Source organism: Salinicola sp. V024, from assembly GCF_052645315.1.
In genome coordinates this window covers 117,204-138,199 of the sequence record NZ_JBQXYB010000001.1, presented here as the reverse complement: position 1 = coordinate 138,199, position 20,996 = coordinate 117,204, and the positions used below count along the sequence as shown (strand labels likewise).

Genomic DNA, 20,996 nt, shown 5'->3' with positions numbered 1-20,996 from the left:
TAATATTAGCGTAAGCAAACGCTGTTTTCATTGATCGTTTGTCTCGGATTCTGCTTCCGGCTCCATCCAGTGCTGCCATAGCGTCAGGATATGCTCGCGATGATCGGCAAACCCTTCCGACGATACCAGGCTGCCACGCTTGGCCAGCGAAGCGCGGTGGCTGGCATCGCGGTATGCCAGATAGGCGGCCTGCAGGTCGCGGGCGTCCTGCTCGGAAAGCGTCCCGCTCTCGGCCAGCGCATCCATCAGCCGCATGTTGTCGGTGACCTCGAGCAGTTCGGGGGTCCGTGCCGACAGCGCCAGCACCGCGTACTGATTCATGAATTCGATATCGACCAGACCGCCGGCATCCTGCTTGAGATGGAACTGCCCTGCCTCGCGCGCATCGCCACCGCTACCGAGATGTTCGCGCATTTTCAGCCGCATCCTGACGACTTCGCGACGCAGTTCGTCACAGTCGCGCTCCCGCCCCAGCACCTCCCGCCGAACGGCTTCGAAGCGCTCTCCCAGCGCCCTGTCTCCCGCCACGGCCCGGGCGCGAACCAGCGCCTGATGTTCCCAGATCCAGGCGTCTTTGCGCTGGTACTCGGCAAAGGCCTGTAACGAGGAGACCAGCAACCCGGCGTTACCCGAGGGTCGCAGTCGCATGTCGACCTCATACAGCGTTCCACTGGGCGTGGTAACGCTGAGTAGATGGATGATGCGCTGTCCCAGCCGGGTGAAGAACATCAGGTTGTCGATCGACTTGGCGCCGTCGGTGACGCCGCGGGGCGCCGCATCGTAGAGGAATACCAGATCGAGATCGGAGCCGTAGCCCAGCTCGATGCCGCCCAGCTTGCCGTAACCGACGACCAGGAAGGCGGCCTCGTCGCTACCGTCTCGCGGTTTCGGTTGACCGAACCTTGCCGTCAGCGAGCGCCAGGCCATCTGCAGCACACTGTCCAGCACCACCTCGGCGATCGCGGTCAGATAATCGCTGACCTTCATCAGCACGCGCCCACCGGCAATATCGGAAGCGGCGACACGCAGTACCTGGGTCTGCTTGAACACCCGCATCGCTTCCAGCCAGCCCTCCTCGTCGTCTTCAGGGATTCGTGCCAGGGTCTGGCGCAGCTCGTCCGCCAGCCGCTGCTTGTCGGCCGGCGAATAGAGCGTCGCGGGTGTCAGCAGCTCATCGAGAAGAATCGGATGACGCGCCAGCTGTTCGGCGATCCACGGGCTCGCCGCACACAGCCGGATCAGCGAAGGCAGTACCTGCGGGTTTTCGCGTAGTAGCGAGAGATAGGCGGTGCGGCGCAGGACCGCTTCGATCAGCGGCAAAACCCGCTCCAGTGCCGTCGTCGGGGTCTCGCTATCGGCGGCGGCCTGCAGCAACATCGGCATGACCGCTTCGAGGCGCTCGTAGCCGATGCGCTGCATCGCCTGCACGCCGCGAGAGTCGCGAAAGGCCTTGAGCCGACGCAGCGCCTCGGGCAGATCGTAACCCGCCGCCGCCATCACCCGCTCGGCTTCAGCGTCGTCCATCTCCCCGTGCCACAGCTGATGCCAGACCGCATCGCCCTCGTTCGACTCGTCGTCGGCTGTTTGCGATTCGTCATCCGGGTCGGCGACAACCGCATCGAAATGGCCTCGAATCCGCTCTCGACACTGGTGCAGCGCTTCTCTCAGAGACGTCCAGTCCGGCATCCGCATCGCCATCGCCAACCTCGCCTGATTCTCGGAATCACTCGGCAGCTGCTGGGTCTGACGGTCCTGCTGCGCCTGCAGCGCATGCTCGAGATTGCGCAGAAACTCGTAATCGCCACGCAGCTCGTCCACCACCGGCTGGGGCAGCAGTTCGAGACTCACCAGCTGTTTCATGGCATCGCGCAGCGAGGGAATCTGGAGTTCGGTATCCCGACCGCCGCGAATCAATTGAAAGGCCTGGACCACGAACTCGACCTCGCGAATCCCGCCGCGGCCCAGCTTGATATTGTCGTCCCGGCCGAGCCGTTTGACCTCGCGGTGAATCATCGCCTTCATTTCGCGCAGCGATTCGATCGCGCCGAAATCCAGATACTTGCGATAGATGAAGGGGCTGAGGAGATCCAGCAGTTGCCGCCCGGCGTTCAGATCGCCGGCCACGGGACGCGCCTTGAGCATGGCGAAGCGTTCCCATTCACGCCCCTGATCCTGGTAATACCCGGTCAGGGCGTTGAAGTTGCCCACCAGCGGCCCGCCGTCACCCATGGGGCGCAGGCGCATGTCGACCCGGAACACGAAACCGTCGGCCGTGATCGCGTCCAACGCGGCGATCAGTTTCTGGCCCAGCTTGGTGAAGTACTGCTGATGCTCGTATTCACGCTCGCCGCCCTGGGTGGTGCCCTTCTCCGCAAAGGCGAAGATCAGGTCGATATCCGAGGAGAGATTGAGTTCGCCGGCACCGAGCTTGCCCATCCCCAGCACGATCAGACGCTGAGGTGTACCGTCTCCGCGTGCGGCCGGCTTACCCCAGCGCGGCGCCAGATGCGTCTCGAGCCAGCCCAACGCGCCTTCGAGGCAAACCTCGGCGAGCCCGGAAACGTCCGCAGCGGTTTGCCACATTTCGGCACCGTTGAGATCCCGCCACACGATGCCGAGCATCCGGGCCTGGCGAAAGCGGCGCAACGCTCTGTGGAGATCTTCCTCGCTCCCCGCCTGGGCCAGCATCTCGCGCAGCGCGTCTTCGATCTGGGGCCGGCTGGGGGCGGTCTCCAGCTCCTGCGTGTGAAGCAAGGCAGGTAGCAGCGCGGGCCTCATGCTCAGCGCATCCAACGCAAAGTCCGATAGCAGTACCAGGCGCGCCATTTCCTGCCGGCGTGTCTCATCCAGCGACAGCCAGGCCTCGGTGATCGACTCATCACCGGCACAAGATTCGAGCCCCTCGCCGAGTCTCATCCTGGCCTCACGCCAGGCAGTCTCCAGCGCAACGGGAATGTCCATTTCGGCAAACCAGGACTCGGGTAACGACATCTGGGGCTCCAGGCGGCTAGTCAGAGGCACACAGCATAGCGAAAATCCCGCCCAAGGAAGCAATCAACCGTACCTGCCCGGCCTAGTCGTCACGCTGTGCGGGCTCGCATATTCACACAACGTCAGGAGTGCAGACAGCCACGTCCATTCGGCGCTGCGGGAAGCATCGCCGTCGCCAGCGGCCCTTTTTCTCGACGCTCAGCAGAACCCTCACGATCGGATCACCTCTGCCACAATATCCGCACTTCTTCGATCTCAAGAACGTCGCCCGCCTTTATCTCGAGAACGTCGCCCGCCCCGCCCTCCTCGAGATTGGGTCGCAGACGTACCGTAAAATCCTCGGCGGCGCGGGTAGCGGGTACGGCGGTGCGATAGATCGCAACCTCCGCGGCGCCGGCAGGCATCTCAATGCAACTCATCGTCTGGCAAAAGAGTGTGCCTTCCCGGCCACCGTCGGCATAGAGTTCTGCGCGTATCTCACCGCGCCCCAATCCACCGAGAGGGATTCGCGCTTCGAAGTGATGCCATTCGCCGCGGGTCTCGAAAGAGACTGCTTCAATCCGCAGTGAAGGCCAGTGCTGATCCAGATGACTATGCCAGGCGACAATCCGCTTGCCCAGCGCACCGGAATTGGCGGTCCGCCGGTGGTAAGCCCGTGCTGCCGGACAGTAGTACTGCTCGGTGTACTCCCTCAGCGAGCGATTGGTGGAGAATTGCGGCGTCAGTCGCGCCATGCTCTCCCGCATTCGTGCCACCCAGGCGCCGGGGATGCCGAATTCGTCTCGCGCATAGAATGCCGGTATGACCTCGTGTTCCAGTAACTCGTAGAGTGCCTCGGCTTCGCTGGCATCCTGAGCAGAATCGTCATCATGCTCGCGGCCGTCACCCAGCGCCCACCCGACATCCGGGCTATACGCTTCTGCCCACCAGCCATCCAGTTCGGAAAGATTGAGTCCGCCATTGACCAGTACCTTCATGCCGCTGGTACCGCAGGCCTCCCATGGGCGACGCGGGGTGTTGAGCCAGACGTCCACACCCTGCACCAGACGCTCGGTCAGGCGCATGTCGTAATCAGCGAGAAAGACCACATGCGGCCGGGCTTCGGGTCTCTGTATAAAGCGTATCCAGTCTTGAATGAGTGCCTGGCCACCCTGATCCGCGGGATGGGCCTTGCCGGCGATGATGAGCTGCAGAGGACGGTCACGATGCGTCAACAATCGCAGCAGTCGATCCGGGTCATGCAGCAGCAGGTTCGGTCGCTTGTAGGCGGCAAAGCGTCGCGCAAACCCCAGCGTCAATATATGCGGATCGAATAGATGTGCAACGCTCTCGACGGTCTCTGGGGGCGCCCCCGAGGCCGCCATTTGCCGGCTCAATCGCTGCCGCGTGTCGCTAACCAGCGCCTGACTGGCAGCCATGCGAAACTGCCAGAGGTGGTCGTCGGAGACCTGGCGAATGGTCGACGTCAGCTCCTCGGTGGAGCCTAACCAGCGCGCCTTGCCGCAAGCCTGGGTCCACAACTTGTCCGCTGCCGCCGAGTCCCAGCTCGGCATATGCACACCGTTGGTCACATGACCAACCGGAATTTCCGGTGTGGACCAGCGCGGAAACAGGGGCTGAAAAATGTGTCGGCTCACCCTGGCGTGCAAGCGACTGACACCATTGACTGCGCCACTACCACGACAGGCCAGGTAAGCCATGTTGAATGGTTCTGCGCTGTCATCCGGGTCCTGGCGGCCGAGTGCGAGCAATTCTTGCACGGTAATGCCGAGTTGTTGCACGACATAATGACCCAGATATTGTTCGATGAGCGCAGGCGCAAACAGATCGAAACCAGCGGCGACGGCCGTATGCGTGGTGAATAAATTTCCGGCGCGCGTTATCGCCAGGGCGACGTCGAAGGTGTCACCACTCTTTTGCATGTAACTGCGAGCCCGCTCCAATACGGCCAAGGCGGCATGGCCCTCGTTGAGATGACAGACATCCGGCTCCAGACCCAGTGCCTCGAGCAGACGCCAACCACCAATACCCAGGAGCAGTTCCTGTTTCAGCCGCAGCTCAGTCCCACCGCCATAAAGCTCGCTGGTGATGCCACGGTGGGCGGGGTAGTTGGCGGCATCGTTACTGTCAAGCAGGTAGAGATTCACACTACCCACCCGGGCCTGCCAGGCGCGTAACCAGACCGAATAGCCGGGCAGTACAATCTCGAGTCGTAACCATTCACCGTCCGGAGTACGTAGCGGGGTGATAGGCAGTTGCCCAGGATCATTGTAGGGATAGAGCGCCTGCTGCTGCCCTTGGGGGTCGATTATCTGGCGAAAATAACCCTGCTGATAAAGCAGTCCCACACCCATGACCGGAACACCGAGATCGCTGGCTGCCTTGAGATGATCGCCGGCGACATTGCCCAATCCGCCCGAGTAGATGGGCAGCGCCTCGCTGAGCATGAACTCCATACTGAAGTAGGCAACGCCGTTCAGAGGCTCCAGAGGCGCCGTCTGCTGAAACCAGCCCGGCGCCTCATTCATGTCACAGCGGGAGCGCTGCAAGGCGTGCAGTTGCTCGCAGAAGGCCGTATCCGCCAGCGCTTCCTGGAGCCGTTCCCGTGACACGGTTTGCATTATTGCCCAAGGGTTCTGAGTCAGCTCCCAGAGCGTGGCGTCCAGCGTGCGCCATATCTGGTCAGTGGCATGATTCCAGGACCAACTCAGGTCCAGTGCCAGCTCAGCCAGGTTATCGAAACCTTCGAGATCCGCTGTCCGCAACTCCTTCGGTGATACCATGAATGCCTTTCTCCCGTGATGGATACCGGGGCAGGTGGCATGCTTCGTCGATACAGCTTCCGCCTTGCAGCGACATCATGACTCCGGAGAGCGATGCGGCCGCCCCTGATAGAACTCCGATCTGCATCGCCTCGCTCACCCGATGCGGGGAATACGATAGCTCTCCAAACATGGTAAAGATGGCCCGTCAAGCAACAGCCGAGCCTACCACGGGTTCATGGACATTGATGACCATGCATTCCGCCGTATGACTGACCCGATGCGAAACACTACCTACCAGCAGCCCTCTGCAATCACTGATCCCCCGGCTCCCCATCACGATGGCGATGACACCCAAGCGTTTGGCTTCCTCAACGATCACAATACTGGGTGGGCCGAGGCCGACCAGTGTGTGTACCTCGCCCTGGTGAGGGGGCATCGTATCCATCGCCTTCTCGAGTATCTCGCGGCCAGCCTTCTCAGACCTCCTGACAAGAATATTCCGCCGAGAGGCCTGAATATCATTCACAGTCATATCAGGCAAAAAGGATGACGGGTCTTGCACGTTCAATAGATAAAGTATTCCCAGATTGGGCGAAATCAGCCGGCAGGCAATACGTAAAGCCTTGCGGGCGTGAATCGAGCCATCGACCGGCACAAGCAGCGACCTGAACATGAGTCAACCTCAACCTTTCAATAACCCATCAGCGAGAACCGATCCGGGAGTTGTTGATGTAACCCCTAAGAAGACAGCACAGTAACTTTACGGCCATTTTTCAACTTGATCCTGATCAACATCATTGAAAAATCCCGCGGAGAAAGACGCAGGACACCTGCCATTACTGTTGAAAGAAGCACTACCCACATCGGTTCACTATATCTGACCTCTCAGATCTCTACGCCTCTCCTGACTGACACATAATCTTCCTTTTGAATGCATTGACACAGTTTGATCCAGGTCAATCTGCCGTCAGCTTTCACCGTTATTCTGAAGTAACAGAGGTTATTCACGATAACTAGCCTCATTCGCTCGACGCCACCGCATCGACGATGACGATCTTTCCTGCCAGTCGAACGGGATGACCTCAGATGCAGCTGAAACTCAAAAAGCCTCTCTCCAGATACCGTCTCGTGGCCGTGCTGGCGATCGTGTTGTCAGCCGGCGGGCTGGCGTGGTGGCTACTGCAACCCAGCGAACTCGGCGAAGGTTTCGCCAGTGGCAATGGCCGCATCGAGGCAACCGAGATCGATGTCGCGACCAAGGCAGCCGGCAGAATTCTGGACATCAACGTCGATGAGGGCGACTTCGTCCAGCCTGGACAAGTCATCGCGCACATGGACACCGATGTGCTGGCAGCGCAACTCAAGCAGGCCAGGGCAGAGGTGCAACAGGCGCAAAACGCTATCCTCACCGCCCAGGCCCTGGTCACCCAGCGGGAAAGCGAAAAAACCACTGCCGAGGCCGTGGTCAATCAGCGACGCGCCGAACTCACCGCTGCGCAGAAGCATTATCAGCGTACCGAAACCTTGGTCACTCGCAACGTCATGGCCCGTCAGCAACTCGACGATGACCTGGCTACCCTGCAAAGCGCCCAGGCGGGGCTGGCTGCGGCACGTTCACAGGTGCTTTCGGCACAAGCCGCGATCGCTGCGGCGAAATCCCAGGTGATCGAGGCGAAATCCGCCGTCGACGCGGCCAATGCAGCCGTCACCCGACTGCAGGCCGATATCACCGACAGCGAGCTGAAGACTGACCGCCTGGCCCGAGTCCAGTACCGCGTGGCACAACCCGGCGAAGTACTCGGGGCCGGCGGCAAGGTCCTCAATCTGGTGGACCTGTCCGATGTCTATATGACCTTCTTCCTGCCCGAGCGTCAGGCGGGCCGCGTCGCCCTCGGTGCCGATGTACGCCTGGTGATAGATGCCGCAGCGCAGTATGTCATTCCCGCCAAAGTCAGCTATGTAGCAAGTGTCGCGCAGTTCACCCCGAAGACGGTGGAAACGCAAAGCGAGCGCGAAAAACTCATGTTCCGGGTCAAAGCGAGAATCGACCCCGAATTGCTGAAACAGCATCTCGAACAGGTCAAGACCGGCCTGCCCGGCATGGCCTACTTGAAACTCGATCCTGACGCCGAATGGCCTGCGCAGCTGCAAGTCAACGTCACGCCATGAACGAGACCTCGCCACCCGTCGCGCAAATCAAAGGGGTCAGCCTGCACTACGGCAACATCTGTGCACTGGATGACTTGAGCCTCGACATACCGGCCAGCTGCATGGTCGGCTTGATCGGCCCGGATGGCGTCGGCAAATCCAGTCTGATGGCCTTGCTGGCTGGCGCACGCAAGCTCCAGCAAGGACAGATCCAGGTGCTCAATGGGGATATGGCCGACCGCCATCATCGCCGAGAGATCTGCCCGCGCATCGCCTATATGCCCCAAGGTCTGGGCAAGAATCTCTATCCGACGCTGACGGTATTCGAGAACCTGGACTTCTTCGGCCGCCTGTTCGGCCAGGACGAGGCCGAGCGCAAGCGTCGTATCGCCGACCTGGTGAAAAGCACCGGGCTCGCCTCCTTCACCAAGCGCCCGGCGGGCAAGTTGTCCGGCGGAATGAAGCAGAAACTCGGGCTTTGCTGCGCGCTGATCCATGACCCCGATCTACTGATACTCGACGAACCCACCACCGGCGTCGATCCGCTGGCACGTAGCCAGTTCTGGGCCCTGATCGCCCGCATTCGCGGTGATCGACCGACCATGAGTGTCTTGGTGGCTACCGCGTATATGGATGAAGCACAACGCTTCGACTGGCTGGTGGCCATGGACGCCGGCAAAATCCTCGCGACCGGCATCCCGAACGAACTCCTCGAGCGCACCAGCAGCAACGACCTGGAGTCGGCGTTCATCGCCCTGCTGCCCGAAGAAAAGCGTCGCGGGTACCATGCTCTGGTGATCCCGCCCCGGCAGCAGGCGGGCAGCGAGGTGACGATCGCCATCGAGGCACATGACCTGACCTGTCGTTTCGGCGACTTCGTCGCTGTGGACCGGGTCAGCTTTCGTATCGAGCGCGGCGAAATCTTCGGCTTTCTCGGTTCCAACGGCTGTGGCAAAACCACAACCATGAAGATGCTCACCGGCCTGCTGCCCGCCAGCGAAGGCCAGGCATTGCTGTTTGGTCAGCCCGTGGATCCCGATGATATCGAGACCCGGCGACGGGTAGGCTTCATGTCCCAGGCCTTCTCACTGTACGGCGAGCTGAGCGTACGCCAGAATCTCATGTTACACGCCCGCCTGTTTCACCTTGCGGACGATCAGCGTGATGCGCGCATCCAGGAGATGTTCGAGCGTTTCGATCTCGAAACGGTTGCCGATAGCCAGCCCAACGACCTCCCCCTGGGGGTCCGCCAGCGCCTGTCGCTGGCAGTGGCGGTGATCCATAAGCCGGAAATATTGATCCTCGACGAGCCTACCTCCGGGGTCGACCCGGTGGCCCGAGACGGCTTTTGGGCGCTATTGATCCAGCTGTCGCGCGAAGATGGGGTCACCATCTTCATCTCCACCCATTTCATGAACGAGGCACTGCGCTGCGACCGCATGTCGATGATGCACGCCGGCCGCGTACTGGACAGCGACACGCCCCAGGAGCTGATGGCCAAGCGCGGCCTGCCGACCCTGGAAGAAACCTTTATCGCCTACCTGCAGGATGCCGTCTCCGGCGATGAGGTCGAAGCCACGGAGGCCACGCCACAGGCACCGTCGTCGTCGGCTCCTGATGCCGACGCTTTAAGAGCGCGCTTCAGCCTGCGCCGCCTGCTCAGCTATAGCCTGCGCGAATCCATGGAGCTACGCCGCGACCCGATTCGAGCCACCCTGGCGTTGCTCGGAACCGTGATGTTGATGTTCATCATGGGTTATGGCATCAGTCTTGATGTGGAGGACCTGAACTACGCAGTGCTCGACCGCGATCAGACCACCACCAGCCAGGCCTACACACTGGATATCGCCGGCTCCCGCTATTTCAAGGAGCAGGCGCCGCTGCGTGACTACACCGATCTCGAGCAACGCATGCGCAGCGGTGCCATTAGCCTGGCAGTGGAAATTCCGCCGAATTTCGGTAGCGATCTCAAGGGCAACCGCACGCCTGAGGTGGGCTTCTGGGTAGACGGCGCCATGCCAACGCGTGCGGACACCGTCAGGGGTTATGTCCAAGGCATCCACCAGGGCTACCTGCAGCAGTTGGCGCGAGAAGACACCCAGTCAAGGGCTGTCAGTCAGGTCGATATCGCCGTGCGCTACCGTTACAACCCTGACGTGCAAAGCTTGCCGGCCATGGTCCCGGCGACGATCCCGCTGCTGCTCATGCTGATACCGGCAATGCTCACCGCTCTTGGCGTGGTGCGCGAAAAAGAACTCGGCTCAATCATCAATTTCTATGTCACCCCTGTCACTCGCCTGGAGTTTCTGCTCGGCAAGCAGTTGCCCTATATCGGTCTGGGCATGATCAATTTTTCCCTGATGGTGGCGTTGGCGGTGCTGGTCTTCGGCGTGCCCGTCAAGGGCAGCCTGCTGACGCTGACCCTGGCTGCGCTGATCTACGTGATCTGCGCGACCGGCCTGGGACTGTTGATCTCGTCGATCCTCAACAGCCAGATTGCCGCGATCTTCGGCACTGCCATCGCCACCCTCGTACCTGCCGTGCAGTTCTCCGGGCTGATCCACCCTGTGTCCGCGATGGAGGGTGTAGGCGCCTTCATCGGCAATATCTACCCAACGACGCACTTCCTGACCATCAGTCGGGGGACCTTCTCCAAGGCGCTGGGATTGACCGATCTATACCTCTATTTCATGCCTCTGCTGTTGGCCATTCCCGTCTTGACCCTGCTCAGCGTTTTCGGTCTCAAGAAGCAGGAGAAATAGATGCGAAAACTCTCCAATATCCTGCAATTGGGCATCAAGGAACTGCGCAGCCTTTACCGCGATCCGGCGCTGCTGCTGCTGATATTTTATGCCTTCACCCTGGGTATCTATTCCAGTGCCACCGGTGTGCCAGAGGCACCATATCGCGCCACTATCGGCGTAATCGACGAGGACCAGTCACAAGCGTCAACACGCATCATCAGTGCCTTTCAGATGCCCTATTTTCTCCCGCCTAAAGCCATTGACCAGGTTCAGATGGACAGCGGCATGGACGCCGGCTTGTATACTTTCACTCTGGATATCCCGCCGAATTTCCAAAAAAACCTGCTGGCCGAGCGTACTCCATCGATTCAACTCAATGTCGATGCGACCCAGGTCAGTCAAGCCTTCACCGGCGCTGGGCATATCCAGCAAATCATCAACGACGAGGTGGCGGAGTTTATCCAGCACTATCGCAGTGCCACGACACTACCGGTTGCCGCAGTGGTCCATATGGAGTTCAACCCGAACCTGATACGCGCCTGGTTCGGCGCGGTTAACGAAGTGATCAATCAGATCACCATGCTCTCGATCATTCTCACCGGCGCCGCGCTGATACGGGAGCGCGAGCACGGCACCATCGAGCACCTGTTGGTCATGCCGGTGACGCCATTCGAGATCATGTCGGCCAAGGTCTGGTCGATGGGGTTGGTGGTGCTGCTGGCGTCGGCCCTCGCCTTGAGCTTTGTGGTCGAGGGCTGGCTAGAGGTGCCGATCGAAGGATCGATTTCGCTGTTTCTCTGCGGCGCCGCGCTGCACCTGTTCGCCACCACCTCGATGGGCATCTTTTTCGGCACCCTGGCCAGATCGATGCCTCAGCTGGGGCTACTGATCGTGCTCACGCTATTGCCTCTGCAGGTTCTTTCCGGAGGCGTGACTCCACGCGAGAGCATGCCCGATATCGTCCAGAACATCATGCAGGTGGCCCCCACAACGCATTTTGTTGAACTGGCCCAGGCGATTCTATTTCGGGGAGCCGGGATCATGATTGTCTGGCCACAACTGCTTGTATTAGGCGCCATCGGGGCCGTGTTTTTCCTCGCTGCGCTGGCACGGCTACGCAAGTCATTGCAGTGACCGGTATTCCGAAATACCGTCATGCCGCCAGGTAGACGGACAACAGCTGTGGCCGGCTCGATTGCATAAATTTGACTTGGGTCAACTCGGCTCGGGCCCATCGGCACATCCTGTAAGACAGATATCGACGAGCCAGGAATTGGTGGGCATATCCATCATTAAAGACACCGATCTCGTTTTCTCCGACAGGTATTTGGCCCCGCGGTACCGATGACAAAGGTCCGATAATGGCAGAACCCAATATTTCCTTTCAGGGCATCATGTCGATCATCGGTGATATCGTCGAAGTCGATTTGCACGCGGCTCGACGCATGGGGTTGGACCCTCTCAATCGGGAACTGGCACAAATCGAACAGGACGATCATCCCTTCTCGCTGGCTCAGGTTGTCAAACTGAGCAGCGACAGCGTATCCCTGCAGGTTTTCGCCGGTACCCGGGGGCTTTCCAGCCGTGCTGGCATACGTTTTCTCGGTGAAATGATGCGCGCAATCTATTCCGACAATATTTATGGCCGTGTATTCAATGGCTCAGGACATCCGGTCGATTTCGGGCCCGAACTGGACGATGATCGTCGTGTACCGATTGCAGGACCTACGGTCAATCCGATGTCACGCATACTGGCTTCGCAGATGATCCGCACGGATATTCCGATGATCGATGTCTTCAATTGTCTCGTGGAAAGCCAGAAGATTCCTATTTTTTCGGTTGCCGGAGAACCCTATAACGTATTGCTGGCCCGCATCGGAATCCAGGCGGACGCCGATGTCGTGGTGTTTGCAGGGCTGGGTCTGATCTATGACGATTATCATGCTTTTCGCCAGACTTTCGAGGATGCCGGCGTACTGTCGCGTACGGTGATGTTTGTCAATATGGCGTCCGACCCGGTAGTCGAACGGACTTTGGTTCCCGATCTGGCCCTGGCAGTGGCTGAACACCTTGCCGTCGAGGAGGGCCGTCGCGTACTGGTACTGATGTCCGACATGACAGCCTTTGCCGACGCGCTCAAGGAGATCGCCATCTCCATGGAGCATATCCCTTCCAATCGCGGTTATATGGGCGATTTATACTCCCAGCTGGCCAAACGCTATGAAAAGGCCTGTGACTTTCGCGGCGCAGGCTCGGTCACCATTCTGTCGGTGACCACCATGCCCGGCAACGACGTGACCCACCCGGTACCCGACAATACCGGCTATATCACCGAGGGCCAGTTCTATCTGCATGACGGCATGCTCGATCCGTTCGGCTCGCTATCGCGCCTCAAGCAGCATGTCATTGGCAAGCAGACCCGCGAAGACCATGGCCAGATCATGAACACCATGATTCGCTATTACGCCGAGGGCGTAGAAGCCGAGCAGAAACAGGCCATGGCCTTCGAGCTATCCCCTTTCGACCACAAGCTGTTGCGCTTTGCCGATGCCTTTCGTCAGCGCTTCATGCGCCTTGACGTACGCCAACCGCTCGAAGAGGCCCTGGATGCCTGCTGGGCATTACTGGCCGAATGTTTTACTCACGATGAAGTCGTCATCAAGCAATCCCTCAAGGACACCTACTGGCCCGGTGATGCAGATGCCCGCACTCAACAAAAGCTCGCTCAGTCAACTTAAGCAACAGCGCACCATGTACCAGCGCTATCTCCCCGCGCTGGAAATGAAGCAGCGCATGCTGCTGGCGCAGCGCAAGATGACCGAGCAACATCTGTCAGAACTGCGTCTACAGATCGAGGAGATGCAGACGGCGATCGGCAGAGAGTTACCGATGCTGGCCGATACCCGCGTATCGCTGGAAGGATTGATCAGTGTCGAGACATTACGCATCGATGAGGAAAACGTCGTCGGCGTGACGCTGCCTCGACTCAACACGCTGACTATCGAACGGCGACCCTACAGCCTGTTGAGCCATCCGCACTGGATCGATCAGGTCGTTGCAAGGCTGGAGAACATGCTGCGCCTCAAGGTGGCAGCGCGGATACTCGAACAACGGCTGATGCTGATTGACAAGGCCGCCCGGATCGTGACCCAGCGGGTCAATCTATTTTCCAAGGTCAAGATTCCCGAGACGGTTCACGCCATTCAGCGCATCGATCTGTATCTCGCGGATCAGGAGCGGGCTGCCGTGGTACGCGCCAAACTGGCCAAACGCAAGCTCGCTCAGACATAGACCCAGGAGAAACGCCGATGAGCATCGTCCCCATGCGCAGACTCGTCCTGGTCGGCCTGTACGAGCGCAAGCGCACGATCCTGCACCGGCTTCAGACCCTCGGGCTGGTCAATGTGATCGAGCGGGGCGTGAGCATCGACGAGGATCGTCGCGAACACAGTGAACTCTCCACTGCGCTCGAGTATCTGCTTTCCAGTCCTCGGCATCGGCGCCCTCAGCAGCCGCCGATTCCCCCCGAGCGGTCGACGCTGCTCAGCAGCATCCAGATCAATCGACAACGTCGCGAGGACATTCTCGATCACCTGTCGCTATTGCAACATCGACGCCAGGCATTGGCCCCATGGGGCGACTTCCAATTCCCCCCCCTCGACGCGCTCGGCGGATTGCGTCTGTGGTTCTATCTGGTGCCGCTGGGCAAACGCCACGCTATCGACGCGATTGAGCTGCCCTGGACGGTGGTCAATCGCGACCATCGCCAGCTATATCTAGCGGTCGTCGCCACCCAGGAACCGAGCGCCGATCAAGTGCCTTTCGCGCGCTCGCACACGGGGGGGGTGTCGCTCACTGAAGTGCGTGCGCAGGAAGAGGCCTTACGGATCGAGCTCGAAGAGCTGGATGCCGAACGTTTCTTCCTGACCCGCTGGCTCACTTTCCTTGCCACGCAGATCGCGGATGCCGCCAATGCTGCCGAACTCAACCGGGTGACCCGCTACTGCGACGATAGCGAATCGCTGTTCGTACTCGAGGCCTGGGTCCCCAGCGAGCACTGGGCAGCACTATCCGCTCTATGCGAGATCGGCGACGTTGCCCTGATCGATCAACCGCCGGAGGCGCAAGACGAGCCCCCTATACTGCTCGACAACCCCGAGTGGCTAGCGGGGGGCGAGGAAGCGGTGAAGTTTTTTCAACTGCCCGGTTATCGCAGTAGCGACCCCTCAGTGATGATATTTTTCTCGTTTGCCCTGTTCTTCGCCATTATCCTGGCCGATGCCGGATATGCCCTGATATTCGCGTTGCTCTGCCTGCTCTGGCGGCGCCGTTGGACTCTGACCCGCACCGGCAGGCGGTTGGGCCGCATGGGGCTGGCCATGAGTGGTACCGCCCTGATCTATGGCTTCTTGATCGGCAGTTACTTTGGCGTGACACCGCCGCCGGATTCGCTGCTTGCGCATCTGCATTGGCTGGACATGGATAACTTCAACGCCATGATGGCTCTGTCGATCACCATCGGCGTTCTGCACCTGATGCTGGCCAATGCGTTGGCGGCGTGGGCCGCACGGCCACGCTGGCTGGCACTGGCCAATGGCGGATGGATCCTGATACTGGGTAGCGGTTTCACGCTATGGCGCGTCATCCAGTCCTCTTCGCCACCACCGGTAATCGCCGCCTTGCCGCTGATCGGACTGGCGGGTGGCGCGCTGCTGGTGGTGCTGTTTTCGAGCGCGGAACCCTTTGACGGATGGCGGCATGGCCTACGCCGCCTAGTCAGCGGAGTGTCTTCGCTGGGCGAACTGGCACAGGCCTTCGGTAACACCCTCAGCTATATGCGGCTGTTCGCGCTCGGCCTGTCGAGCGCCTCGCTAGCGATCACCTTCAACCAGCTCGCGATCCAGGTCCGTGACAACCTGAATGGTGGCGGTACGCTGCTGTTCGTCATCATCCTGTTACTGGGCCATATACTGAATTTCGCCCTGGCCCTGATGGGCGGCGTGATTCATGGACTGCGCCTCAATCTCATCGAATTCTTGCGTTGGGGGGTCAAGGGCGAGGGGCGTCCATTCAAAGCCTTTGCCAACAAGGAGAAAATAACGTGGATCAAATGATCATGATGCTCGGCTGGCTCGGCATCTATTCTCCAGTAGCGCTGGGCGCGATCGGCAGTTCGATCGGCTGTACCCTCGCGGGACAGGCCGCAGCGGGTGCATTGCTCGATGCCGAGAGCGGCTACGGCAAGTACATCGGCATGACCGCCATGCCATCGACCCAATCGATTCTGGGCATTGTGATCATGTTTTCCCTCAACCGTACCGTGACGCTGGCGAATAGCCCGGGCCTGGCGGCGATCGGTCTGTTGTCGGGGCTGGCCTTGCTGGTCAACGGGATCTACCAGGGGCGCGCCCTGGTCAGCGCCATCGACACCGCCAAGAACAAACCGGAAGTGTTCGGCATATCCCTGGCGCCGGCAGCGATTGTCGAGGGATTCGCCGTGTTCGCGTTTGTCTTCGCGCTGGTGATGAGCAGCTCGCTGCCTGATTGAGGAGTCCCCGTGAATATATCTTCCGATAGCCGCAGCCACGGTATTCAAGCGCTACTCGACAGCTTACGCGAGCAAGGCATCGATGCGGGCCGCCAGGAAGCCACACGACTGGTCGAAGAAGCGCAACTGCATGCCGACTGGGTACTCGCCCAAGCCCAGGAGGCAGCCGAGCAGATCAAGCAACAGGCCGAGGATGAAGCCCACAGGTTGCGCCAGTCAGGGCATCAGGCCCTGACGCTGGCCTATCGTGATCTATGTCTGACGGCAAAGGATACTTTCAGTCATCAGTTCTCGGCCGAGCTGGAGAAACTGGTTGGCGAAACACTGGGCGATCCGGATATTCTCGCTCGGCTGATGCTTGAAGTAGCCCGCCGCTCCCCGCTGCCAGCGGAGGTTCAGGGAGAAGCGTTGCTACCCATGGAGGTGATCGGGGTCGAGGAGTTACGCCAGAATCCCCAAGCCCTGCATGAGGGCGCCTTGTCCACACTGCTCGCCCAAGTCGCCCGGCAGATGCTCGAACAAGGCATCACGCTCCGGGCCGATCGTGAGGTCGAAGCCGGGGTCCGCTTCCTGCTTGATCAAGGCCGGATCCATGTCGACCTGACCGACAAATCCATCGCCACTCTGCTGCTCCGCCATCTACAGCCACGCTTCCGCGCGCTGCTCGAAGGGGTGGTAGCGTAGTCGGGCAAACGAGGAACCCAGCATGTCGGATGGCTATCGCTATATCACGCTGTTGAGCTCGCTGCCTCATCTACGCCAGCCGTTTCACTGGGAGCGACCGCCGATCTCGCGCATTCAGCTCGAATCTCGCCTAGACCTGCTGACGGCGACCGACCGCCGACAAGTGGCGCGCATCCAAACCCTCATTCAACCGTATTCCGCAGCCACCGTCATGGATGACGCCACGTTGTTGCATCAGGCCGAGAGACTGCTCGACGAACTGGAATCGAGGTGCCTATGCCGCTGGATCGTCTGGCGGTTGCAGCTGGATGTACTGACTGCCGCGCTGCGCCGACGCCACCACGGCGAAACGACGCCCGGCCCCCTTGCCCGTTTACCTGTCGTAGGTCGCCAACTGGACCGCTACTGGGCGCATCCCACCTTCACCCTCGAAAGACGCTATCCCTACCTGACAACACTGGTGCCGCTGATCGAACAAGGTGACAGCCTGGCAACTGAACAGGCGCTGCTGACGCTGTGCTGGCACTATTTCAGTCAACAACGAGCGGAGGCTCCCTATGGCTTCGAGGACGTGGTGCTGTACCTGTTTCGCTGGTGGCTTGTCGAGCGTAGCTGCCAACGCGATGAATCTCAGGCCCGTCAGCGTTTCACCTTATTGCTCGAGACCTTTGCTGGACCGGAGAGTCTACTGAAGGCAGTCCTATGACGATTGACCCCCACTCCCTTGACAAGGCCACGGCCCACGTCGTTGCCGTCAATGCCGACGTTGTCACCATAGCGCTCAATGACCCCGCCCAGGGCCGCTTGATCAAGAACGAAGTGGTCTATCTCTGCCCGTCACCGGATGAAGGCATGACATCCATGCGTCTCAAGGCAGAGATCTTGCGGGTACGCGGTGCCGAAGCAGATGCTCAGGTGTATGAAGACACTGCCGGTGTGGGAATCAATGATCCGGTCATTCAGAGCGGTGAGCAGCTGGCGGTGGAACTCGGCCCGGGGCTGCTCGGCCAGGTTTTTGACGGTCTCCAGAATCCCCTGGCTCGGATCGAAGCACTTCATGGCCGCTTCCTGCAGCGGGGCATTGATGTCAAGGCACTCGATCATCAGCGCACCTGGTCGTTCGAGGCGACGATCCGCAGTGGTGTCACGGTAGAGGCCGGGGATGTGATCGGCACGGTGCAAGAGGGACGCTTCACCCATCGCCTCTTCGTGCCGTTCGGCTTCTCCGGGAAGTTCAGCGTCACCTGGATTCAGGCTGGCACTTTCACCCTCGATACCGTGATCGCGCGCCTGCGTGACCCCCGGGGGCGGGAGTATCCGGTGACGATGACCCAGCAGTGGCCAGTACGCCAACCGTTGGCCAAGGCACTAATGCATAACGGCAGAGCCGAGCGCCGCTATCCGAGTACGCCACTGACCACCACGCTGCGACTGATCGATACCTTTTTCCCTATCGCCAAGGGCGGCACTGCCTGCATTCCCGGTCCGTTCGGCGCCGGCAAGACGGTATTGCAGGGACTCATCTCTCGCTACTCGGATGTCGATATCGTCATCGTCGTCGCCTGTGGCGAGCGCGCTGGCGAAGTGGTGGAAACCATTACTGAATTTCCCCAGCTTCATGACCCTCGCAGCGGTGGCACGCTGATGGATCGTACCATCGTCATCTGCAACACCTCATCGATGCCGGTGGCGGCGCGCGAGGCGTCTATCTATACCGGAATCACGCTGGGCGAATATTATCGGCAGATGGGTTATGACGTGCTGCTGATCGCCGATTCGACCTCGCGCTGGGCTCAGGCCATGCGCGAAACCTCCGGGCGCCTTGAGGAAATCCCGGGAGAGGAGGCGTTCCCCGCCTACCTCGAATCTTCGATTCGCATGCTCTATGAGCGTGCCGGCGCGTTGTGTAACGCACAGGGCGATACCGGCACTCTAACGTTGATCGGCACCGTCTCGCCGGCCGGCGGCAACTTCGAAGAACCGGTGACTCAGGGCACGCTCAATACCGTCAAGACCTTTCTAGGACTCAGCTATGCGCGCGCCTATAAACGCTTCTATCCGGCAGTCGATCCGCTGATTTCTTGGTCACGCTACATCGATCAGCTCGCTCCCTGGTTCCGCGATCAGATGGGTACCGAGTGGCGCGGCCGCATCGAACGGCTCAAGCGGCTATTGCATGACGGCGACGAGATCCAGCGCATGATGCAGGTTACCGGCGAAGAGGGTATCAGCGATGCCGATTTCCTGACCCAGCAGAAGGCCCAGCTGGTCGATATGGTCTATCTACAACAGGATGCTTTCGACCCGGTTGATGTATCCACACCGCTGGCTCGACAGAACATGATGATTGCCCTGCTTTCGCGCCTGGTGGATGCCCCGATGACCGGCGCCGACAAGCAAGCGATACGCAACGCCTTTACTCGATTGACTGATCTGCTGCGCAATCTCAACTATGCTGCAACGGACAGTGAGACCTACCAGCAGTACCTGCAACGGATCGACACGCTATTGAGCGAGACCACAGGCATGAAGCAGCCCACGGACCCACAGAAGGGAGTGGTGGCGGCCAAAACCTGACCTCGACCCACTACTTCGCGCTGGCCGTCATGGGCGGCCGTAGCGGATGCTGCGATAGCGAAGCCAATGGCACGCAACGGCTATCCTTCTGGCTTTCAACCTGTTGACGTTCAAGATGCGCCTGAGACAGCATCTTCAGGAAACGATGCCGCCAGTCATGAATGTCATGCGTTTCAATCTCCAGCATGAGCTGATGCCAACGCGCACGTCGCTCCGACAGAGGCATGTCGAGCGCCCGCATGATGGCAGCGGCCACTGCGCCGACATCATGAGGGTTGACGATCAGCGCTCCCTGCAATCGCTCGGCAGCACCGGCGAAGCGAGAGAGAATCAGCACGCCGGGATCCAACGGATCCTGGGCGGCAACATACTCCTTGGCGACCAGATTCATGCCGTCACGCAATGGCGTGACCAGCCCTACCCGACTGTGGCGGTACAAACCCGCCAGATGTTCGCGATCAAACAGTTGGTTCAGATAGCGCATCGGAATCCAGTCCAGCGAGGCGTAACGCGCATTGATGCGCCCCGACTGGGCCTCAAGCTCATCACGCAACGCGCGGTATTCGGGCACGCTTTCCCGCGAAGGAGCCGCGATTTGCAGAAACTCCAGCCGACCGCAGTAGCGAGGGGCATGGCGGAGTAGATGCTCGAACGCCTGCAGTCGCTGCGGCAGCCCCTTGGTATAGTCCAGCCGCTCTACACCGATGATTCGCAAAGGCACTCGCGCTGACACCGCCGCCATACTCTGGGATAGAGCCAACTGGCTGAAGGCCTGTGGATCGATGCCGATGGGAAATGCCGCGATGCGAACGCGATGCCCTCCTACCATCAGACTATCGTCCGCAAGACGTTGACCTCCCAGGTAACGCAGCATGAAATCAGACAGGTTTCGCACATCCTTTTCGGTCTGCAGTCCCACCAGGTCATAGGCGTTCAGGGAACGGATCAGCTGCTGATAGCAGGGCAATGCCTCCAGTATTTCAGGCGCGGGAACCGGTCCATGCAAGAACAATCCCAGAGGAGACGAGACACCCTGCTGGCGCAACAGTGCCCCCAGTGGGATCAGGTGATAATCGTGGACCCAGATGCAGTCGTCAGCCTCCAGCAGGGGCAAGAGCGCATCCGCAAAGCGCTGATTCACCGCTAGATAACAGGCGAATTCTTCAGCGTCAAAGTGGACCATATCCAGCCGCCCATGCATCAGAGGCCACAAGGTACGGTTGGAAAATCCCCCGTAATAACCCTCGTACTCGGCTTGATTCAGTGACAGCGTGGCCAGGGTGAATGGGGTTGTCCATGCGATCCGCGCCGCCGCCTGGGCAATCCGACCATCCCAGCCCAACCAGAGTCCGCCACTTTTCTCCAACGCCTCTCTCAACCCCACCGCCAGCCCCCCGGCTGATGCTTCGCGGGCGGGGGACGGTACCCGATTCGAAACGACCACCAATCGATGCCTGCTCATGTGCTGATCCCCTGTTGTGGTATGCACACCTCTCGGCGGGCGGGCGACTCGTACCGGTTGGCCGCAAGGACAGTCGC

14 protein-coding genes are annotated in these 20,996 nt (G+C 60.1%); 10 read left to right on the top strand and 4 right to left on the bottom strand.

Annotated features, from left to right (window positions below):
• Positions 1-27 precede the first annotated feature (27 nt).
• The 3 genes from glnE to ACUN9V_RS00590 all read right to left on the bottom strand — a co-directional run bounded on the left by glnE (position 28) and on the right by ACUN9V_RS00590 (position 6,429).
• Entirely contained in the window at positions 28-2,991 is a 2,964-nt protein-coding gene (gene glnE, locus ACUN9V_RS00600; RefSeq protein ID WP_445509951.1) for a bifunctional [glutamate--ammonia ligase]-adenylyl-L-tyrosine phosphorylase/[glutamate--ammonia-ligase] adenylyltransferase, read from the bottom strand.
• Between the two features lie 221 nt (positions 2,992-3,212).
• A complete protein-coding gene (gene glgP, locus ACUN9V_RS00595; RefSeq protein WP_445509950.1) occupies positions 3,213-5,774 on the bottom strand; it encodes an alpha-glucan family phosphorylase in 2,562 nt (853 codons plus the stop codon).
• Positions 5,775-5,961: 187 nt separating this feature from the next.
• The gene (locus tag ACUN9V_RS00590) at positions 5,962-6,429 is read right to left on the bottom strand and encodes a universal stress protein (RefSeq protein ID WP_445509949.1); all 468 of its coding nucleotides are present in this window, start codon (positions 6,427-6,429) and stop codon (positions 5,962-5,964) included.
• Between the two features lie 413 nt (positions 6,430-6,842).
• Between ACUN9V_RS00590 and ACUN9V_RS00585 the strand changes: the two genes are divergently transcribed.
• The 10 genes from ACUN9V_RS00585 (at position 6,843) to ACUN9V_RS00540 (ending at position 19,457) form a co-directional block, all read left to right on the top strand.
• Positions 6,843-7,925 (top strand): HlyD family secretion protein, encoded by a 1,083-nt coding sequence (locus ACUN9V_RS00585; RefSeq protein WP_445509948.1) that lies wholly within the window; start codon positions 6,843-6,845, stop codon positions 7,923-7,925.
• Entirely contained in the window at positions 7,922-10,666 is a 2,745-nt protein-coding gene (gene rbbA, locus ACUN9V_RS00580; protein WP_445509947.1) for a ribosome-associated ATPase/putative transporter RbbA, read from the top strand. Before ACUN9V_RS00585 ends, rbbA begins: the two co-directional genes overlap by 4 nt.
• Complete coding sequence (locus tag ACUN9V_RS00575; protein WP_445509946.1) at positions 10,667-11,782, top strand: ABC transporter permease; 1,116 nt, start codon at positions 10,667-10,669, stop codon at positions 11,780-11,782.
• Between the two features lie 227 nt (positions 11,783-12,009).
• A complete protein-coding gene (locus ACUN9V_RS00570; RefSeq protein WP_445509945.1) occupies positions 12,010-13,386 on the top strand; it encodes a V-type ATP synthase subunit B in 1,377 nt (458 codons plus the stop codon).
• Positions 13,349-13,939: a V-type ATP synthase subunit D gene (locus tag ACUN9V_RS00565; RefSeq protein WP_445509944.1), complete on the top strand. Its 591-nt coding sequence runs from the start codon at positions 13,349-13,351 to the stop codon at positions 13,937-13,939. The genes ACUN9V_RS00570 and ACUN9V_RS00565 overlap by 38 nt, the downstream gene beginning before the upstream one ends.
• 17 nt (positions 13,940-13,956) lie before the next feature.
• On the top strand, positions 13,957-15,762 hold the full coding sequence (locus ACUN9V_RS00560) for a V-type ATP synthase subunit I (protein ID WP_445509943.1): 1,806 nt from the start codon (positions 13,957-13,959) through the stop codon (positions 15,760-15,762).
• Positions 15,759-16,196, top strand: coding sequence for an ATP synthase subunit C (locus tag ACUN9V_RS00555; RefSeq protein WP_445510353.1), 438 nt, complete (start codon positions 15,759-15,761; stop codon positions 16,194-16,196). Before ACUN9V_RS00560 ends, ACUN9V_RS00555 begins: the two co-directional genes overlap by 4 nt.
• Before the next feature lie 9 nt (positions 16,197-16,205).
• Positions 16,206-16,880 carry a hypothetical protein gene (locus ACUN9V_RS00550; protein ID WP_445509942.1) on the top strand — a complete coding sequence of 225 codons (675 nt, stop codon included), beginning with the start codon at positions 16,206-16,208 and terminating at the stop codon, positions 16,878-16,880.
• A gap of 22 nt (positions 16,881-16,902) precedes the next feature.
• Positions 16,903-17,586, top strand: a complete 684-nt coding sequence (locus ACUN9V_RS00545; RefSeq protein ID WP_445509941.1) for a hypothetical protein — start codon at positions 16,903-16,905, stop codon at positions 17,584-17,586.
• Positions 17,583-19,457, top strand: a complete 1,875-nt coding sequence (locus ACUN9V_RS00540; protein WP_445509940.1) for a V-type ATP synthase subunit A — start codon at positions 17,583-17,585, stop codon at positions 19,455-19,457. Before ACUN9V_RS00545 ends, ACUN9V_RS00540 begins: the two co-directional genes overlap by 4 nt.
• Before the next feature lie 10 nt (positions 19,458-19,467).
• On the opposite strand, the gene ACUN9V_RS00535 is transcribed toward ACUN9V_RS00540, so the two are convergent.
• Positions 19,468-20,919 (bottom strand): alpha,alpha-trehalose-phosphate synthase (UDP-forming), encoded by a 1,452-nt coding sequence (locus ACUN9V_RS00535; RefSeq protein WP_445509939.1) that lies wholly within the window; start codon positions 20,917-20,919, stop codon positions 19,468-19,470.
• Positions 20,920-20,996 lie beyond the last annotated feature (77 nt).

What these genes read in the sequence shown, in the direction of transcription:
- ACUN9V_RS00560 (WP_445509943.1), top strand. Translation starts at nt 13,957, where the DNA reads ATGAGCATCGTCCCCATGCGCAGACTCGTCCTGGTCGGCCTGTACGAG.
- ACUN9V_RS00540 (WP_445509940.1), top strand. Translation starts at nt 17,583, where the DNA reads ATGACGATTGACCCCCACTCCCTTGACAAGGCCACGGCCCACGTCGTT.
- glnE (WP_445509951.1), bottom strand. Translation starts at nt 2,991, where the DNA reads ATGTCGTTACCCGAGTCCTGGTTTGCCGAAATGGACATTCCCGTTGCG.
- rbbA (WP_445509947.1), top strand. Translation starts at nt 7,922, where the DNA reads ATGAACGAGACCTCGCCACCCGTCGCGCAAATCAAAGGGGTCAGCCTG.
- ACUN9V_RS00585 (WP_445509948.1), top strand. Translation starts at nt 6,843, where the DNA reads ATGCAGCTGAAACTCAAAAAGCCTCTCTCCAGATACCGTCTCGTGGCC.
- ACUN9V_RS00535 (WP_445509939.1), bottom strand. Translation starts at nt 20,919, where the DNA reads ATGAGCAGGCATCGATTGGTGGTCGTTTCGAATCGGGTACCGTCCCCC.
- ACUN9V_RS00555 (WP_445510353.1), top strand. Translation starts at nt 15,759, where the DNA reads ATGATCATGATGCTCGGCTGGCTCGGCATCTATTCTCCAGTAGCGCTG.
- ACUN9V_RS00545 (WP_445509941.1), top strand. Translation starts at nt 16,903, where the DNA reads ATGTCGGATGGCTATCGCTATATCACGCTGTTGAGCTCGCTGCCTCAT.
- ACUN9V_RS00590 (WP_445509949.1), bottom strand. Translation starts at nt 6,429, where the DNA reads ATGTTCAGGTCGCTGCTTGTGCCGGTCGATGGCTCGATTCACGCCCGC.
- glgP (WP_445509950.1), bottom strand. Translation starts at nt 5,774, where the DNA reads ATGGTATCACCGAAGGAGTTGCGGACAGCGGATCTCGAAGGTTTCGAT.
- ACUN9V_RS00575 (WP_445509946.1), top strand. Translation starts at nt 10,667, where the DNA reads ATGCGAAAACTCTCCAATATCCTGCAATTGGGCATCAAGGAACTGCGC.
- ACUN9V_RS00565 (WP_445509944.1), top strand. Translation starts at nt 13,349, where the DNA reads ATGCCCGCACTCAACAAAAGCTCGCTCAGTCAACTTAAGCAACAGCGC.
- ACUN9V_RS00570 (WP_445509945.1), top strand. Translation starts at nt 12,010, where the DNA reads ATGGCAGAACCCAATATTTCCTTTCAGGGCATCATGTCGATCATCGGT.